The following is a 17,542-nucleotide window of genomic DNA, read 5'->3' as shown; positions in this document are numbered from 1 at the left end:
GATGTCAGTCTCCGATCGCCGCAAGGTACTCGCTGTAGAACAGCGCAAGGCCCATGGCCGACGCGATTCCGGCAAGCAACCAGAATCTGATGATCACCGTGGTTTCGGCCCACCCACCGAGCTCGAAATGATGATGGAACGGCGCCATCCGGAAGACGCGGCGTCTGCTGGAGCGGAAGACCGCCACCTGGATGACCACCGAGGCGGCCTCTGCGACGAACAATGCACCGATGACGACCATGAGGAGCTCGGTCCGGGTGGTGACCGACAGGCCGGCGAGCATGCCGCCGAGGGCGAGCGAACCGGTGTCGCCCATGAAAATTTTTGCAGGTGCTGCGTTCCACCACAGGAAGCCGAGGCAGGCCGCGCCCCCGGCAGCGCACAGAAGTGCCAGATCGAGCGGGTCGCGTACGTCGTAGCATCCGGCGGTGGGCTCCACCGCGCACGCGTTCCGGTACTGCCAGAAGGTGATGATCACGTACGCGCCGAGCACGAGCGCCATCGCACCCGCGGCAAGTCCGTCGAGTCCGTCCGTGAGGTTCACGGCGTTCGACCAGGCGCTCACGAGCAGGTAGACGAAAAGGATGAAGACGATCGATCCCATCGACACGGTCGCGATGTCGCGCACGTACGACAGATCGGTACTCGCCGGGGACAGGCCGTCGGAATTGCGGAACTGAAGCGCCAGGATACCGAACACCACTGCGACGATCAGCTGGCCGACCAGCTTCGCGGTCTTGTTCAGACCGAGATTCCGCTGTTTGCGGATCTTGATGAAGTCGTCGAGGAACCCGACGCCGCCCAGCGCGGTGGTCAGTCCCAGCACCAACAGACCCGAGGCGGACGGTCCTTCCGCGTCGTAGGCCAGACCGATCAGGTGCGAGCCCCAGTACCCGGCCCACAGACCCGCGAGGATCGCGACTCCACCCATGGTGGGTGTACCGCGCTTCGCCTGATGGCTCTGCGGTCCTTCGACCCGGATCTCCTGTCCGAAGCCCTGCCGGGAGAACGCCTTGATCAACACGGGCGTGAGCAGAATCGACACCGCGAGTGCAATACCCGCGGCGAATAGGATCTGTCTCACCGTGCAGCCTCCGTCTCCAGAACAGCGTTGTCATTTCCGAGCAGAGCCTCAGCGACCGACCACAGGCCGACCGACTGCGACGCTTTTACCAACACGATGTCGCCGGGGCCGACCTCGTCACGCAGAAGCGCGATCGCTGCGTCGGCATCGGGCACGTGGCTTGCTTCCTCGCCCCAGGATCCTTCCATCACCGCACCCTGGAAAAGCCCCCGGACCGGTCTCGTCGCACCGACCGCGACGATGCGAGTGATGTCGAGGCGCACAGCGAATCGGCCGATTGCGTCGTGCTCGACGACGGAATCGTCGCCCAGCTCCCCCATTTCACCGAGAACGGCGAAGGTCCGACGCCGGGTCGGTCCGCTGCGGGCCACAGTTGCGAGAGCCTTGAGTGCTGCTCGCATCGAATCCGGGTTCGCGTTGTACGCGTCGTCGATGACCGTGACTCCGTCGGCACGAGTCGTCACGGCCATCCGATGCGCCGAGACCGGAGCTGCGCCGGACAGGGCGGCGGCGGCCTGTTGTGGCGTGGCGCCGCATTCGAGTGCGATCGCGATCGCAGTGAGCGCGTTTCCGACCTGGTGCTCCCCGTGCACGGCAAGCGTGACCGGTACACACTGCTCGTTTCCGGTCGCGTGGTCGGTGATCACGAGGGTGAACGTCGCTCGGGCGTCGCCGTCGAGGGTGATGTCGGCGGCCGCGACCGCGGCCGTGGCGGAGCTTCCGACGGTGACCACGCGCGCGCGGGTCCGCTCCGCCATGCGTGCCACGAGTGTGTCGTCGGCGTTGAGAATCGCGACGCCACCATCGTCCTTCGACGGGAGGGCTTCGACGAGTTCTCCCTTGGTCTGCGCGATCACCTCCTGCGAGCCGAACTCACCGAGGTGAGCTGTGCCGACGTTGAGGACTGCACCGATCCGGGGCGGTGCGATCTGTGCGAGGGCTGCGATGTGACCGGGTCCGCGCGCAGACATCTCGAGAACGAGGAAACGGGTGTCGCCGGTGGCGCGCAACGCAGTCCAGGGGTGACCGAGTTCGTTGTTGAAGGAACCCGGTGGTGCCACAACGGGCCCGAGCGGTGCGAGTACTGCCGCGATGAGGTCTTTCGTGGACGTCTTCCCGGACGACCCGGTCACTCCGATCACGGTCAGTCCCCCGTCGACGAGTTCGTCGACGACCGCCCGGGCGAGTTTCGCGAGGCCGGTCAGCACCGCCGCACCGGATCCGTCTGCGTCGTGCTCGAGCGCCAGAGCGTTGGTCTCAGCGGCGGCCGTGGATGGGACGACGATGGCGGGTACCCCGACCGGGCGCGCCGCGAGGACGGCGACCGCGCCCGCTGCAACTGCGGCCGCCGCGTGATCGTGACCGTCGGCATTCGCACCGGGCAACGCGAGGAACAGGCCGCCCGGGGCAATCCGGCGAGAATCGAATTCGACTGTGCCGGTGACTTCGACGGTCGGGTCGTCGACATCGTGCAAGGTGCCCCCGACCACATCCGCGATCCGAGCCAATGTCATCGGGATCATTCCTTGCCTCCGCTGCGCTGATGCCGCTCGATCGCCACCGCGAGTACCTCGCGATCGTCGAACGGATGCTTGACTCCGCCGATCTCCTGGCCACGCTCGTGGCCTTTGCCTGCGATGAGCACGACGTCGCCGGGGCGCGCCCACGCGACGGCAGCGTCGATCGCAGCGGCCCGGTCACCGATTTCCCGGATCTCACCACGCTGGTCCTGCGGGAGCGCGCGGGCTCCCTCGAGTACTGCGGCGCGAATCGAGGCAGGATCTTCGGTCCGAGGATTGTCGTCGGTGACGACGAGGAGTTCCGCCGATGCCGCAACCGAACCCATGAGCGGACGCTTCCCGCGGTCGCGATCACCGCCCGCGCCGACGACGACGGCGATGCGTCCCGTCATGCCGCGTCGCAGGGTGGAGATGACGGCCTCGAGCGCTGCGGGTTTGTGCGCGTAATCGACGACCGCGAGGAACTTCTGTCCGCGGTCGATGCGCTCGACGCGACCCGGGACGTCGACGCTCCCGATTCCACGGGCGGCCACGTCGACATCGACACCGACTGCGGAGCAGAGCGCAATGGCGAGGGACGCGTTGGCGACGTTGTATCGTCCCGGCAACCGCACGCTGACCCGATGGGCCGTACCGTCGGGGTCGGTCAAACTGAATTCCTGGGTGCCGGCGGGGTCGGATGCGGCATCGGTCACCGTCCAGTCCGCGACCGTGCTCCCGGTCTCGTCGGTCGACACCGTCCGCACACCGGCGGGATCGTCGTCATTCGCAGCACGCGCGAGTTCGGCCATGCGGGTGCCCCACTCGTCGTCGACGCACACGACGGCGCGTCGTGCGTGAACTGGCGAGTCGGGCGCGAACAAGCGTGCCTTGGCGGCAAAGTAGTCGTCGAGATCCTTGTGGAAGTCGAGGTGATCCTGTGACAGGTTCGTGAACCCACCGACCGCGAATTCGGTTGCGGCGACCCGTCCGAGGGCCAGCGCGTGGCTCGATACCTCCATCACCACCGTGTCGACACCGTGTTCGAGCATGGTCGCGAACAGCGCGTGAAGCTGCGGCGCCTCGGGCGTGGTCAGTGCGCTGGGGACTCGCTGGCCTGCGATGCGCGTCTCGACCGTGCCCACGAGACCGGTGACCCGGCCGGCAGCATTCAGGCCCGCTTCGACGAGGTAGGAGGTCGTGGTCTTGCCCGACGTTCCGGTGATACCGATGACCTGCATCCGCTCTGAAGGGTGCCCGTACACGGTGGCCGAGGCAACACCCAGCGCCGAGCGGGGGTCCGGGTGGACCAGCACCGGCACCGGACCGAATCCTCCGGCGGCAATGGCCTCGACGCCCGCCGTGTCGGTGAGAACGGCCACAGCACCGCGCTCGAGTGCTGTGCCGGTGAACGCTGCCCCGTGCGCGCGAGCACCCGGTAACGCAGCGAACAGGTCGCCCGGCCGGATCCGCTGGGCACTCAGGTCTATCCCGGTCACGACCCCGCCTGCCTCAGCGGCACCACCTGATGTCGCCGCGGGCCCCACCGCAACGAGGTCGGCGCTGATGACATCGGCCAGATCCCGGAGGGAGGTCATCGGCGGATGCTCGGGTCGGCGTCCCTCCTCGGGGGGAGTCGGATCCGGACTCGATGGCACAGGTACAAGTTCCTCTCTTGCGGCATCCCGCTGCTGTTCTCGATCGGTGCCGGACTGCACCGTGGTGTCACGTTACCGACGTGTCAGGTTACCCAGACTGCGAGGCTGCACCGACACCCGTCAGCGCTCGCGAGTATGAGGGGCGGCCGCGCGGACATGAGGATCAATCGACCTGGAGAATCAGCTTGCCACCCGGGTCCGGAGACAGCGGCACTGCGGCACGCTGCAGCAGCCACGACGCGATATCGCGGAACAGCGGCGCCGCGGACTGACCGCCGGTGCCGTCGGAGCTGCGTGTGGGTGCGTCGAGCATGATCCCGATCACGTACTTGGGGTCGTCCGACGGTGCGACACCCGCGAAGGTGATCCAGTAGTCCGAGTTCGAGTAGCACCCGCAATTGGGATCGATCTGCTGGGCGGTACCGGTCTTGCCTGCGATCTGGTACCCCTCGATCGCAGCCTGCGCCCCCGTCCCCTGTTGATTGCCCGTGTCGGATTGCACGACCGACCGGAACATGTCGCGAACCGTAGCCGCTGTCTGCGGACTGACCACGCGGATCGGTTCGGGCGATTCGGTTTCGGTGCGGGTCCCGTCGGGACCGATGGTCGCGTTGACGACGCGGGGTGGAATGCGCTCACCGTCGTTGGCGATCGCCTGATAGATCCCGGTCATCTGCAGCAGTGTCATCGACAACCCCTGCCCGATCGGAAGATTCGCGAACGTACCGCCCGACCACTGTTCGCGACTGGGCACCAATCCTCCGGACTCACCTGGGAGCCCTACCTCGGTGCGCTGGCCCAGGCCGAACAGGTCGAGCATGTCGGCGAACCGGTCCTCGCCGACGCGTTGCGCAAGCATGAGCGTGCCCACGTTGGACGACTTCCCGAAGACTCCGGTGGTGGTGTACGGCACGACTCCGTGGTCCCACGCGTCCTTGACAGTGACACCCGACATGTCGATGCTGCCGGGTACCTGCAGGACCTCGTCCGGGGTCGTGAGGCCGTCCTCGATGGCGGCCGCGGCCGTGATGATCTTGTTCACCGAACCGGGTTCGAACGGCGACGCAACCGCCGGATTGCCTTGCTCTGCCGAAGCGGGATTGTTGGCGACGCCGATGGACGGATCGAACGTGCTGTCGTTGGACATTGCGAGCACCTGGCCGGTCTGCGCATCGAGCACGACCGCCGACGCATTGTCGGCGCCGGACAGGTCCTTCGCTCGCTGCACCTGCTGCTGCACGTGGTACTGGATGTCGTTGTCGATGGTGAGCTCGATGGACGAACCGTCCACGGCTGGGTGCTGGTCGCGCCAGCTCCCCGGAATCACCACTCCGTCCGACCCGCGGTCGTAGGTGGACGAACCATCGGTACCGGCGAGGGCCGAGTCCATGGAGGCCTCGAGGCCGATCAGCCCGTACCCGTCCCACCCGGTCGCACCAACGATGTTCGCGGCGAGCGACCCCCCTGGATACAGCCGGATGTCCTGCCGCTCGAGTCCCACCATGCTGTATTCGTCGACAATGCCTGCCGCCACCCCCGGATCGACCCCGCGGGCGAGATATACGAAGGTCTCGTCGCTCTCGAGCTTGTCGAGCACGTCCTTCTTGGGTGCAGCAGCACCGAGTGCCTCGTGCAGTGCATCCGCCACTCCCTCGAGATACTCGGACACCTCCGGCTGCGACGGATCCTTCGCCCGGGCCTCGCTCAGCTCCTTCCGGACGCGAACGGGCTGGAACGTGATCGCCTTCGCTTCCATCGTGTAGGCGAGGGGATTGCCGTTCCGGTCGCTGATCGTTCCGCGCGTCGCGGGTTCGACCAACCGGGTCGTGCGCTGGCTGGCAGCCTCCGCCGACAACTTCGGTGCCTGAAACAGCTGGATCGACAGCAGTTGTGCGGCTGCGAGCGCAAGAATTGCGAAGACCGCCCAGAGACCGAGTCTGTTCCGGAACCGGAAGGCAGTGGTGTCGGGCCGGCGGCGACTCGGGCGCCATCCCGAACCCCTCGGTACGGGCCGACGCCTGGGTGCACTACCGCGCGGGCGAGCCGCGCGGCGAGGGGTGGGGCCGGTCCTCACCGCTGTCCGGCCTCCGATCCCACCGGCTCACCCAACTGGGAAACCTCGGGCTGTGGCAGTTCACTCACAGGCATCGATTGTTCCGCGTTCGCGGGCGGAACCACGGCATTCCCGGGCCCCGGCGCGGCGCCGCTCTCCCGCCGCACTGCATCGACATCGGGTGTGGGACCGGTAGCCCTGCCCGACTCCGGGTCTCCGACAGGAACCTGCCCTGCCTCGTCGGATGCGCGCGGCGCCTCTGCTGCTCCGGCGGCCCGCCGTTCGGGGTCCGCCCCATCGAGCGATTCCACACCGTCGCGGGGTTCCGGCTGTTCGCCCGTCGGCGACAGCGGGCGAGGATTCTCGCGTCCGGCGCTGCCCGCCAACGGAGGCTGCACATCGCTCCGCGGCTCCGGCCTGTTCAGCGGCGCCGGCGGTGCGCCCTGCGCAGCCACCGGTTCACCGACGACCTCCACGGAGCCATCCTCGCCCACCACCAGCCGAGCGGCCTGCCCCGTCGGGATCATGCCGAGTTCGGCAGCATGTTGCGCGAGCACCGGAGCGGTCAGACCCGCTTCGACGTCGCGCTGCAGCACTGCTCGCTGTTGAAGGAGGCTCTCGTTGTACGCGCGCGCAGCACTGAGTTCGTAAGAGTCTTCCGCGGCCCGTGTCGTCAGGAGCAATGTCACCATCATCCCGACCGCGAGCAGCGCGATGATGCTCGCCACGAACGGGATGCGTGTCGCGACGCGGCGAGCACCGGTGGTGCGCCCGCGGGTCTCGGTGGGCGAGACCAACTGTGCGGCCCGTTGATTGCGACGCTGATAGGCACGCTGCGCTGCCGTCGATCGAGCCTGCCGAGGTCGGGGCGGTGATGGCACCTGCAGGGTCATCGGTTACCTCCTGGCGATTCTTTCTGCGGCACGCAGTCGGACGGGCGCCGAGCGTGGGTTCTTGTCGATTTCGTCGTCGGACGCGCGCTCTGCACCCCGCGTCAGGATCCGAAGTTCCGGACCCATTCCGGGCAGCTCCACCGGAAGACCCTCCGGGCTACGCGATTTCGAGCGTGGTGTCAGCTCCTGCTTGACGACTCGGTCTTCGAGTGACTGGTAGGACATGAACACGACCCGGCCCCCGATCGCGAGAGAATCGAGCGCCGCGGGAATCGCGGCACGCAACGAGTCGAGCTCGCTGTTGACCTCGACGCGCAGAGCCTGGAACGTGCGCTTGGCGGGGTGTCCGCCGGTACGTCGCGACGCGGCGGGAATCGTCCGGTACAGAAGCTCGACGAGTTCGCCACTGTTCCGGAACGGCGACTTCTCGCGCGCCCGCAGAATCTCGGACGCGATCTTCCCGGCGAATCGCTCCTCGCCGTAGGTGCTGAGGATCCGGGCGAGATCACCGTGCCCGTAGGTGTTGAGCACGTCGGCAGCCGTGATTCCGGAGGTGGGGTCCATGCGCATGTCGAGCGGCGCATCCTTCGAATACGCGAATCCGCGGTCGGCCTCGTCGAGCTGCATCGACGACACGCCGAGGTCGAACAGGATCGCGTGAACCGACCCGACCCGATCGAGCCCCACCTGATCGAGCGCGTCCGCGATCCCGTCGTAGCGGGTGTGGACGAAATCAGTGCGGTCGGAGAACTCGGCCAAACGACCACGCGCGATATCCAGGGCATCAGGATCGCGATCGAGTCCTACCGACCTGAGCCCGGGAAAACTACGCAGAAAATGCTCGGAGTGCCCACCCAGACCGAGTGTGGCATCGACGTACACCGCACCTGACCCGCCCGGGCCTGCTGCTTCGATTGCCGGACCGAGAAGCTCCACGGCGCGATCGAGCAATACCGGGACGTGACCGAATCCGTCGCCCGTGTCCGTGGCGTCATCCTCGCCGTCCACCATGTGGTCCTCCGGAATCCTGCTCGTTCGATGCGGGCCACTCGGGCCATTCGATCTTGGTGATCGGTCGGATGGTCTGGATATGGCGGCGGCGAATGCCAGGAGGTCTCTGTCCGATTCCGGAGACCTGACACTGGGGAAGTGTGTCAGGGCATCCGTTCCGTACCTGGCGCCGGGGAAGTGCGTCAGGGCCGGTCCCGGGCAGAGGCCTCACGGCACTCGCCGCGCGGAGCCGAAGATCCGTCACAATATGTCGCGAAGTACCTCGTCCCTCGCTTCGGAGAAGCCCTCCTCGTGTTCGGTCAGGTACGCCGCCCACGACTCGGCGTTCCATATCTCGAGATAATTGACGGAACCGATCACCACGCAGTCCTTGGTGAGCCCCGCGTATGCCCGATGCGATGTGGACAACGTGATGCGCCCTTGCGAATCCGGACGCTGCTCATCCGTGCTCGCCGCGAGGTTCCTCAAGTACGCACGCATGTTGGGGTTGCTACGGGACGCGGCCGCTGCACGCTCGGCGAGCGCAGCGAACTCATCGCGCGGGTACACGGTCAGGCTGTGATCCTGCCCTTTGGTGATCATCAACCCTCCCGCCAATTCGTCTCGATACTTCGCCGGCAGGGTGAGCCGGCCTTTGTCGTCCAACTTCGGCGTGTAGGTACCGAGGAACACCCGGAACCTCCCGCCTTTGCCGGACGGACTCTTTGTCGTGCGGCGGAAACACTCTCGCTCCCCGCCGCGCCCCACAGTACCCCACTTCGCCCCACGAACATCCGAATAACGGGCGCCCGATGGGCGTGTTGTTCATGAAATTGCTGTTCAACCGATGTGGGTGGAGGTGGGCCACGGCGCGCGCCTGTGACGGGAACCCCGCCCACCCCCGCATGTGATGCACACCCGACCACACGAGGGCACCAGGAAACCGCAGGTCCACACGATCGATGCGAAGACCGTGACAGCGCCGGCGCCCCCTTGTGCGCTCCCTTGTGGGGCAAGGTGGGGAGCAAGCGGAAAGCCCAGTGGGTCTCCCACCCACAAGAGCAGGGGCGCCTTCACGCACAGCAAGGGCGCGACCCTCATGGGTCGCGCCCTTGCTGTGTACTTGTGCGCGCCGCGCGCGCGTCAGATCACTCTTGTCACTCTTGCTCGAAACGACGTCGGAACCGTTCCTCCATCCGGTGCGTGAAGCCATCCGAAGACTTCTTCCGACCCCGAGTGGAGGACTTACCACCCTTTCCGGAATCCGCTCCGCTGGATGCGGTACCCGAAGTGGACCGGCGCCGCCCGTCGACCAGCACGAGGACTCCCGCACCGAACATCACGAGAAACCCGAGCAGGCTGATGATCGGGAAACCGCCCGGCTTGACCGGTAGGGCAACTCCCGCAATTAGCAATGTCAAACCCAATACGAACAGCGCGCCGGCCTGCAGCCGTCGTCTGTTCGACGCCATTCCCATTCGCTTTCCGCGGACGGTCGAGGCGAACTTGGGATCCTCAGCATAGAGCGCGCTCTCGATCTGATCGAGCATGCGCTGCTCGTGCTCGGAGAGTGGCACGGTACCTCCCCCGGCACTAAACGGTGGCCGCCGGACCCGGTGGGACGAATCCGGCGGGGCGCCGACATCACGGCCGCCTGAGTCAATGATACGAGCACATTTCGTCCTGGACCACCAACTACGAAAGTTGGTTCGCTCTCCCACAGCGAAAAATGCCGTTCGGCCAGGGACCAACGTCACATGCGAGGCCCGGTTCCGCTCTCAGCGGACAGGTAGTTCTCGACATCATGCAAGAAACGCCCGACCTCGTCGTAGAACTTCGATGCATCTTCGGCATCGACCACTCGCTGCACCCCGGCTTCGACCGCGGCGCGCGCAGCGGATCGATCGGCGAAGTAGTCGGCCCAGCCGGCGAACGTGTCGTCGGCACGCATCATCAGCACCCAGGCGTTTCGGGTCGCGGGCCGCCGCTTGGACCGGTGAAGCCCCCTCAACTCCGCTGCTGCCACCACCGCACCCGCACCGCGCAATGCCGCGAGATAGGACAGCCGGAATCGTTCGCCGGGAACGTCGGCACCCGCCGCACCGGACAGCAGTTCGTCCGCCTTGCGCAACAGAGATGCGGCACGCGCCGACATGGACGGCCCCACACAACTCCCGGGAACCCGCCCTCCGGCGACCCGATGTGATCTTGATCTCGCGGTGTTCGGCGCTGCCATGGCTCGTGCACCTTCCTGCCCTGCCGCGCTACGGCTCCGGCCCGGAGAATCCGGGGATGTTCGCTTCCCTCGAACATCCCCGGATCACCGGTATCGAACATTAGTTCGACGTATTCAATATAACTGGACCCACCGACACGTCGTCAAGGGAAGGCGGTCTCCGTCCCCACATGAGCACTGACCCGAATCGGCACGACCCCACGCCGATACTCGTCGACCTCACTCCCGCGGAGTTCCGCACCCACCTGCCCGAACTCCTGTCCGTCTACGTCAGCGCAATGCGATATCCGCGAGGCACCGAACACCACCGGGCACCGATGTGGTCGGAGCACGCGGACCGCGACGGCTGGCGGGCCGTTGCGGCGATGATGCCCGGCGAACCCAGCACCATCGTCGGGATCGCCTACGGCTATCACGGACACCCCCACCAGTGGTGGAATCAGCAGGTGCGTACCGGGATGCGTCACGCGGGAATGTCCCCGGACTCGATCGATGCGCTACTCCGCGACTACTTCGAGCTGACCGAACTGCACGTGCGGCCCGACGCGCAGGGTCACCGCATCGGCGAGGCGCTACTCCACAGATTGCTGCGAGAGCGCACCGAGGAAGCGGTCCTGCTGTCGACACCCGAGGTCGCCGAGGAGGACAACCGCGCGTGGCGTCTCTACCGGCGTTTCGGTTTCCGCGATGTGGTCCGCCGGTTCGTATTCACCGGGGACGCCCGTCCCTTTGCGGTTCTCGGTCGCGCACTGCCGGTGGACGCGGACCCATCCGAGGTACCGACATGACTGCCGCTGGTGGTTCCGCGCTCGACGCCGTCGTCGTCGGTTCGGGCCACAACGCACTCGTCTCGGCTTGCTATCTGGCGCGGGAAGGTTGGTCCGTCGAGGTGCTCGAGCGCGACACCGTGCTCGGTGGAGCAGTCTCGACCGTGGAGCGATTTCCCGGTTACGCGGTCGACCGCGGGTCGTCGGCGCACATCATGATCCGGCACTCGGGCATCCTCGAGGAACTCGATCTGGCCTCACACGGCCTGCGCTACATCGACTGCGATCCGTGGGCCTTCGCCCCGCCGCCGGTCCCGAGCGGCCGACCCGGCATCGTCTTCCACCGCGACCTCGATCGCACCTGTGCGTCGATCGAGGCGGCGTGCGGGGGTCGCGACGCCGAGGCATACCGCCGGTTCGTACGCGACTGGGCCCCGCGCAGCGCCGCCGTGATGAAATCGTTCGCAGCACCACCCACCGCCCGCCATCTCGTCCCGTCGTTCCGGGGACTCGACCTGAGCGGCGGCGCATTCGACATATCGCGCCGATTCCTCACCTCGGGCGACGCACTGCTCGACGAGTACTTCGACGACGAACCGCTCAAGGCCGCACTCGCCTGGTTCGGTGCACAGTCCGGGCCACCGATGTCCGAACCCGGCACCGCACCCATGGTCGGATTCGCCGCACTGATGCACACCCTGCCTCCGGGCCGAGCCGTCGGTGGTAGTGGCGCACTCACCCGAGCACTGGCGTCCAGGCTCGCCTCCGACGGAGGCGACGTGACATGCGGTGACGCCGCGGTGGAGATCCGCCGCACAGGCGAGACCTGGACGGTCCACACCGAATCGGGGCGGATCATCAGCGCCCGTACCGTCATCGCGGGATGCCACATCCTCACCACCCTGGATCTGCTCCGACGGGGCGGATTCGATGCCTCTCTGATCGACGGGTGGCAACGACGCATCCGCGTCGGTCCCGGCATCGGCATGGTGCTCCGGCTCGGAACCGACTCGCTCCCCCGCTATCGCGGGGCCCCCGGCGACGGCAGCGACACCGTGGGTCTGCAACTGCTCGTCGACGACCGCGCACAGCTCCGTCTCGCACACGGCGCGGCGCTCGCCGGCGAGTTGCCGCCGACACCCGCCGTTCTCGCGATGAGTTTCTCCGCTCTCGACCCGTCGATCGCACCGCCCGGCGAGCACCAGATCACCCTGTGGTCTCAGTGGCATCCCTACCGGCTCAGCAATGGACGGAGTTGGAAGTCGGAGGCGGCCGCGGAAACCGATCGGATCATCGCCGAGATGGAGAGCCGGGCGCCCGGCTTCGCTGCAGGTATCCGCCATGTGCACACGCAGACGCCCGAAGACATCGAACGAGAAATGGGCCTGATCGGCGGCAACGTCATGCATGTGGAGATGACGCTCGACCAGATGTTCTTCTGGCGTCCCGTCCCCGAACTGTCCGGGTACCGGGTGCCGGGTGCGTCCGGGTTGTATCTCACGGGTGCGTCGATGCATCCCGGAGGCGGTGTGTCCGGGTCGAGCGGTCGTAGCGCCGCACGCGTCGCGCTCGGCGACACCGGTGGTGGTCTGCTGCGCCGAGCCCTCGGCAGGCTCTCACGGTGACCCCGGCAGATCCGGCGACGCGCCGGATCGGACCCGATGGTCCGACCGCACGACACCGGCCTGGCACCATATCCTTTGTGCCACCGTCCTCCACATCTGTTCGTCCCACAGCCATCCGTCGCCGGGTCATCGCCGCGCTCGGACTGCTGGTCCTTCTGGTCCCTGCTCTCACCGGATGCCTTCGTGTGCAGACATCGATGGGAATCTCGTCCGACGATCGGGTCTCAGGCCAGATCGTCGCGGCGACGATCCCCATCGACGAGAACGACAAGGGTCCCGAACTCACCGTTCCCTCGGCTCTGGCCGGGAAAGTGCGCGTTCAGGAATACGCACAGGACGGGTACGTCGGAAGCCAGGTCTTGTTCAGCAACCTGACCTTCGGTGACGTGCAACAACTTGCGACCATGTCCGATCAGAGCGCCGGATCCTTCCAGCTCTCGCTACAACGTGCGGGTGATCTCGTTTCGCTCACCGGACGGGTCGATCTCGAAGCGGCGCCCGAACGCGGCACCGACGTCCAGTTCACCATCGCCTTCCCCGCGCGTGTGGCCACCACGAACGGCGACCGCGAGTCCGATTCGATCGTCTCGTGGAAACTGCCGGCGGGCGAGGTGAGCACACTCCGCGCAGAAGTGCGTTACTCCGACCCCAACACCCGCGGATTCGCGGGGTGGGCGGGAATAGTGGCGGGTGGCGCCATGGCCGTCACGCTGCTGATCGGCGCACTGGCCTGGTTCACGCGCAACCCCACCCCCGCACGAGCACCATCGAACGGTCGTCTCGGGTCCTGATCTGCGCGGCGCCCGCTGCCACCGCTGTCAGGCCGGTTGCGCAGCAGGTGCCGGCATCTCGATCCCGAGACGCGTGAGGACCTCACTGGTCGCCCTCGCGAAGTTCAGTGTGATGAAGTGCAGGCAAGGGGCACCTTCCGAGATGAGGCGTTCGCACATCTCGGTGGCGACATCGATGCCGACCTCGCGCACAGCTGCCCGGTTCTCCTCCGGGCCGTCGCCGGCTGCCCGCACCAGTCGCTCCTCGAGCGCCGCGGGAAGATTCGATCCGGACAGTTCCAAGCTCCGGCGCGCTGATCGCAGCGACGTGATCGGCATGATCTCGGGGATGATCGGCTTCGCGGCCTGCTCTGCGTCGAACGCGGCAACGCGGTCGCGCAACCTCAGGTAGTGCTCCACATCGAAGAACATCTGGGTTATGGAGTATTCGGCACCCGCGCGGAGCTTGTTCACCATGAATCGGGTGTCGTGGTCGAGGTCGGGTGAACGGTGATGCCCTTCCGGGAACGAAGCCACTCCGACGTGGAAGTCGCCCAGATCGCGCACGAGCCGCACCAACTCGTCGGCGTGCGCGAGCCCTTCGGGATGCTGTTCCCACTCACCGAGCGGATTTCCGGGCGGGTCGCCGCGCAGCGCCAAAATATTCGTGATGCCGCGATCAGCGTAGGCACCGACCATCGCACGGAGCTCGTCGATGCTGTGTCCGACCGCGGTGAGATGCGCCACCGGCAGCAGGGTCGTCGCTTCCGCAAGCTCGCCGGTCACGCGGACCGTGCGGTCCCGCGTGGAGCCACCCGCCCCGTACGTCATCGAGACGAACGCGGGACCGAGCCGCTCGAACACCCGGACGGCGCGCCACAGGCGCGCCTCGGCGTCCGCGTCGCGGGGGGGAGAGAATTCGACGGAGAACGGAATCCGCCTGCCACGCGGATCCCCGAGGCGATCCACGATCGACGGCGTACGCGAGTCGCTCTCTTGCTCGACTCGCTCGGCGCCGCCGGTCACCGCGCCCTCACTGGTCCCCCTGAAATCGACTACCACGCGTCCAGCATAGGGTGCGCCGACCAGCGACCGGCCACCGGCGACGACGAAGGGCGCCGGATAGGCTTGGTGTCGGTGCCGCGCGACCCGTCGCGCGACACCCGACGCATTCGACCAGGAGGAATCCCCTGTCCACCGGACCCGCCCCCGTGCCCACCGTCCCGCTCCCCGAACTCGTCGAAGGCGCGCTGCGGGAGTTCTTCGACTCCAAGGCCCCCATCGTGGAGACCGTCGGTGGAGGTTACCCAGAGGCGGTCGCCGCGCTGGAGTCGTTCGTTCTCCGCGGAGGTAAGCGGATTCGTCCGTCGTTCGCGTGGTCCGGATGGATCGGTGCCGGCGGGGATCCGACCGGGCCGCACGCCGACGCGGTGTTACGGGCGTGCTCGGCACTCGAGCTGGTGCAGGCGGGTGCGCTGGTCCACGATGACATCATCGATGCGTCCACCACGCGTCGCGGCTTTCCCACCGTGCACGTCGACTTCGCCGGGCTGCACCGCGACAACGGGTGGCGCGGGGCGCCGGCAGAGTTCGGGCAGGCCGTCGCGATCCTGCTCGGCGATCTCGCGTTGGTGTGGGCTGACGACATGGTCCGCGAAGCCGGACTCGACAGCGCAGCGGCGATGCGGCTCGGCCCCGTCTGGTCGGCCATGCGCACCGAGGTCCTCGGTGGCCAGTATCTCGACATCGCGGGTGAGGTCACCGCAGACGAGTCGGTCGAGGCCGCTGCCCGCGTCAACCGGTTCAAGACCGCCGCCTACACAATCGAGCGTCCCCTGCATCTCGGTGCAGTTCTGGCCGGTGCAGACGAGCGGTTGATCGATGCGTACCGCCGGTTCGGCACCGACATCGGCCTTGCGTTCCAGCTGCGTGACGACCTCCTCGGCGTCTTCGGTGATCCGGACGTGACCGGAAAACCGTCCGGCGACGACCTGCGCGCAGGCAAACGCACCGTGCTGTACGCGCTGGCGTTGGAAGCCGCAGACGCCGACAACCCGGTCGCCGCGGCGACCCTGCGGAAGGCGATCGGCACCGACCTGAACGATGATCAGGTCGAGCAGATCCGCGATGTGCTCGTCGAGGTCGGCGCAGTCGACAAGGTCGAGCAGCAGATCACCGGCCTCACCGAGCGGGCATTCTCCACCCTCGAGTCCTCGGGCACGACCGACGAGGGCGCCGCGCTCCTGCGTGAGGCGGCGTTGGCCGCGACGCGGCGCGCGGCCTGATGACGGTCCGCACCGTTCCCGACGCACAGCGAGTGGTCGTGGTGGGCGCGGGCCTGGCCGGACTGTCCGCGGCCCTGCACCTACGTGGCGCGGGGAAAGAGGTGACCGTGCTCGAACGCTGTGATGCGGTGGGCGGCCGCGTCGGGGTCCACACCGGTTCCGGCTACGAAATCGACAACGGCGCGACCGTGCTGACGATGCCCGAACTCATCGACGATGCGCTCGCCGCGGTCGGTGCGGACGTCACCATGGTGCACCCGCCTCTGCGCACCACCCGGCTCTCCCCTGCCTATCACGCCCGGTTCGCCGATGGCAGCACGCTCGATGTGCACTCCGACCCGGACTCGATGGTCGCTGAGATCACCCGGGTGTGCGGCGCGGACGAGGCTCGTCGTTACCTGACGTTGCGGCGATGGCTGGCGGATATCTTCGACACCGAGTTCGATCGATTCATGAACGCGAACTTCGATTCGCCTCTGACCCTCGTCTCATCACCGGCGGCCGTGCGCGATCTCGCCAGGCTCGTCCGGCTCGGTGGATTCGGCAGGCTCGGCGCACAGGTGAACCGTCGGATCCGCGACCCCAGGCTGCAGAAGGTGTTCACCTTCCAGGCCCTGTATGCGGGAGTGACACCGGCACGTGCCCTCGCCGTGTACGGCGCGATCCCGCACATGGACACCTCTCTCGGCGTCTATGCCGTGGACGGAGGGATGCGCACCGTTGCCCGCGCGATGGCGGATGCCTTCGTGCGCGCGGGTGGCCGACTGCACCTCGGTGCCGACGTGACGGAACTGCAGTTCGACGGTGATCACGTCCGGAGCGTGCAGACAGCCGAAGGCTCCCGTTATCCGTGCGACGCTGCGGTACTGACCCCCGACCTGCCCGTGGTCGATGCGCTTCTACCGCGCCCCCGACGTCGGCGGACGCTGGCGTCCCCGTCCGCCGTCGTCCTCCATGGCACCGTGCCCACCTCCGTCAGCCGGACGTGGTCGGCAGCACACCATCACGTCATCGAGTTCGGTGCACGGTGGGAAGGCACCTTCCGCGACATCACCGCGCGCCGGGGCCATGGACGGCTGATGACCGATCCGTCGCTGCTCGTGACCCGGCCCGCACTGTCCGATCCTGGCCTGTTGCTCCGTCGCAACGGAGCCGAGCACGAACCCCTGTCCGTACTCGCGCCCTGCCCCAACCTCGAGAGCGCACCCCTCGCATGGGACGCACTGGCCGGTCCGTACTCCAGGGAACTGCTGTCGTCGCTCGACGCACGTGGATACGCGGGAATCATCCCGGGGTTCGACGTCGATCACATCGACACACCCGCGACGTGGTCAGCTCAGGGCATGTCGGCGGGAAGCCCGTTCGGAAGCGCCCACGTGTTCCGGCAGACGGGCCCCTTCCGTCGCCGCAATCTCGATCCGCGCTATCCCAACATCGTTCTCGCAGGGTCCGGAACTGTGCCGGGTGTCGGGGTTCCCACGGTGTTGCTGTCGGGCCGTCTCGCTGCCGAGAGACTCGGTGTCACCCGGCATCCGAACTGAGGTGTCACCCGGCATCGGCAGTGAGGTGCTCGCCACGCCGACACCGAGGCGAGCGCGCCGCGTTTTCCGACTCCACTAAACTGTGTCATCGTTCTTGTCAGTTGTGCCCAGCACCGACGCGACTTCCGGGGGAGGAATCGT

General features: G+C 67.1%; 15 protein-coding genes. 5 read left to right on the top strand and 10 right to left on the bottom strand.

Annotation, left to right across the window (positions count from 1 at the left end; all coding sequences use genetic code 11):
* Positions 1-4: 4 nt before the first annotated feature.
* The 9 genes from mraY to Q7514_RS20225 form a co-directional block, all read right to left on the bottom strand.
* Positions 5-1,084 (bottom strand): phospho-N-acetylmuramoyl-pentapeptide-transferase, encoded by a 1,080-nt coding sequence (gene mraY, locus Q7514_RS20265; RefSeq protein ID WP_054720282.1) that lies wholly within the window; start codon positions 1,082-1,084, stop codon positions 5-7.
* Positions 1,081-2,607: a UDP-N-acetylmuramoyl-tripeptide--D-alanyl-D-alanine ligase gene (locus tag Q7514_RS20260; protein ID WP_330135064.1), complete on the bottom strand. Its 1,527-nt coding sequence runs from the start codon at positions 2,605-2,607 to the stop codon at positions 1,081-1,083. The genes mraY and Q7514_RS20260 overlap by 4 nt, the downstream gene beginning before the upstream one ends.
* Positions 2,604-4,181 (bottom strand): UDP-N-acetylmuramoyl-L-alanyl-D-glutamate--2,6-diaminopimelate ligase, encoded by a 1,578-nt coding sequence (locus tag Q7514_RS20255; protein WP_330135063.1) that lies wholly within the window; start codon positions 4,179-4,181, stop codon positions 2,604-2,606. Before Q7514_RS20255 ends, Q7514_RS20260 begins: the two co-directional genes overlap by 4 nt.
* 223 nt (positions 4,182-4,404) lie before the next feature.
* Positions 4,405-6,315, bottom strand: a complete 1,911-nt coding sequence (locus tag Q7514_RS20250) for a peptidoglycan D,D-transpeptidase FtsI family protein (protein WP_330135062.1) — start codon at positions 6,313-6,315, stop codon at positions 4,405-4,407.
* On the bottom strand, positions 6,312-7,187 hold the full coding sequence (locus Q7514_RS20245; protein ID WP_330135061.1) for a hypothetical protein: 876 nt from the start codon (positions 7,185-7,187) through the stop codon (positions 6,312-6,314). The genes Q7514_RS20250 and Q7514_RS20245 overlap by 4 nt, the downstream gene beginning before the upstream one ends.
* A gap of 3 nt (positions 7,188-7,190) precedes the next feature.
* On the bottom strand, positions 7,191-8,198 hold the full coding sequence (gene rsmH, locus Q7514_RS20240) for a 16S rRNA (cytosine(1402)-N(4))-methyltransferase RsmH (protein WP_330135060.1): 1,008 nt from the start codon (positions 8,196-8,198) through the stop codon (positions 7,191-7,193).
* Between the two features lie 240 nt (positions 8,199-8,438).
* Complete coding sequence (gene mraZ, locus Q7514_RS20235) at positions 8,439-8,870, bottom strand: division/cell wall cluster transcriptional repressor MraZ (RefSeq protein WP_330135059.1); 432 nt, start codon at positions 8,868-8,870, stop codon at positions 8,439-8,441.
* A gap of 464 nt (positions 8,871-9,334) precedes the next feature.
* Positions 9,335-9,754 carry a DUF3040 domain-containing protein gene (locus Q7514_RS20230; protein ID WP_330135058.1) on the bottom strand — a complete coding sequence of 140 codons (420 nt, stop codon included), beginning with the start codon at positions 9,752-9,754 and terminating at the stop codon, positions 9,335-9,337.
* A 176-nt stretch (positions 9,755-9,930) separates the two neighbouring features.
* The gene (locus Q7514_RS20225) at positions 9,931-10,332 is read right to left on the bottom strand and encodes an SAV_6107 family HEPN domain-containing protein (protein WP_330135057.1); all 402 of its coding nucleotides are present in this window, start codon (positions 10,330-10,332) and stop codon (positions 9,931-9,933) included.
* Positions 10,333-10,583: 251 nt separating this feature from the next.
* On the opposite strand from Q7514_RS20225, the gene Q7514_RS20220 reads away from it, so the two are divergent.
* From Q7514_RS20220 to Q7514_RS20210, 3 genes are all read left to right on the top strand, one after another.
* Positions 10,584-11,201 carry a GNAT family N-acetyltransferase gene (locus Q7514_RS20220; protein ID WP_330135056.1) on the top strand — a complete coding sequence of 206 codons (618 nt, stop codon included), beginning with the start codon at positions 10,584-10,586 and terminating at the stop codon, positions 11,199-11,201.
* Complete coding sequence (locus Q7514_RS20215; protein ID WP_330135055.1) at positions 11,198-12,805, top strand: phytoene desaturase family protein; 1,608 nt, start codon at positions 11,198-11,200, stop codon at positions 12,803-12,805. The genes Q7514_RS20220 and Q7514_RS20215 overlap by 4 nt, the downstream gene beginning before the upstream one ends.
* A gap of 77 nt (positions 12,806-12,882) precedes the next feature.
* Entirely contained in the window at positions 12,883-13,596 is a 714-nt protein-coding gene (locus tag Q7514_RS20210) for an LppM family (lipo)protein (RefSeq protein ID WP_330135054.1), read from the top strand.
* Positions 13,597-13,623: 27 nt separating this feature from the next.
* On the opposite strand, the gene Q7514_RS20205 is transcribed toward Q7514_RS20210, so the two are convergent.
* The gene (locus tag Q7514_RS20205; RefSeq protein WP_330135245.1) at positions 13,624-14,544 is read right to left on the bottom strand and encodes a methylenetetrahydrofolate reductase; all 921 of its coding nucleotides are present in this window, start codon (positions 14,542-14,544) and stop codon (positions 13,624-13,626) included.
* Between the two features lie 242 nt (positions 14,545-14,786).
* Between Q7514_RS20205 and Q7514_RS20200 the strand changes: the two genes are divergently transcribed.
* Positions 14,787-15,860 carry a polyprenyl synthetase family protein gene (locus tag Q7514_RS20200; protein WP_330135053.1) on the top strand — a complete coding sequence of 358 codons (1,074 nt, stop codon included), beginning with the start codon at positions 14,787-14,789 and terminating at the stop codon, positions 15,858-15,860.
* Positions 15,860-17,401: a phytoene desaturase family protein gene (crtI, locus tag Q7514_RS20195; protein WP_330135052.1), complete on the top strand. Its 1,542-nt coding sequence runs from the start codon at positions 15,860-15,862 to the stop codon at positions 17,399-17,401. The genes Q7514_RS20200 and crtI overlap by 1 nt, the downstream gene beginning before the upstream one ends.
* The last annotated feature ends 141 nt before the right edge of the window (positions 17,402-17,542 follow it).

The sequence above is a fragment of the Rhodococcus artemisiae genome, from assembly GCF_036327795.1.
In the GTDB taxonomy this organism is placed as follows: Bacteria; Actinomycetota; Actinomycetes; order Mycobacteriales; family Mycobacteriaceae; genus Rhodococcus; species Rhodococcus artemisiae.
The sequence above is the reverse complement of the archived record's forward strand: the minus strand, read 5'-3'. Positions and strand labels throughout refer to the sequence as shown.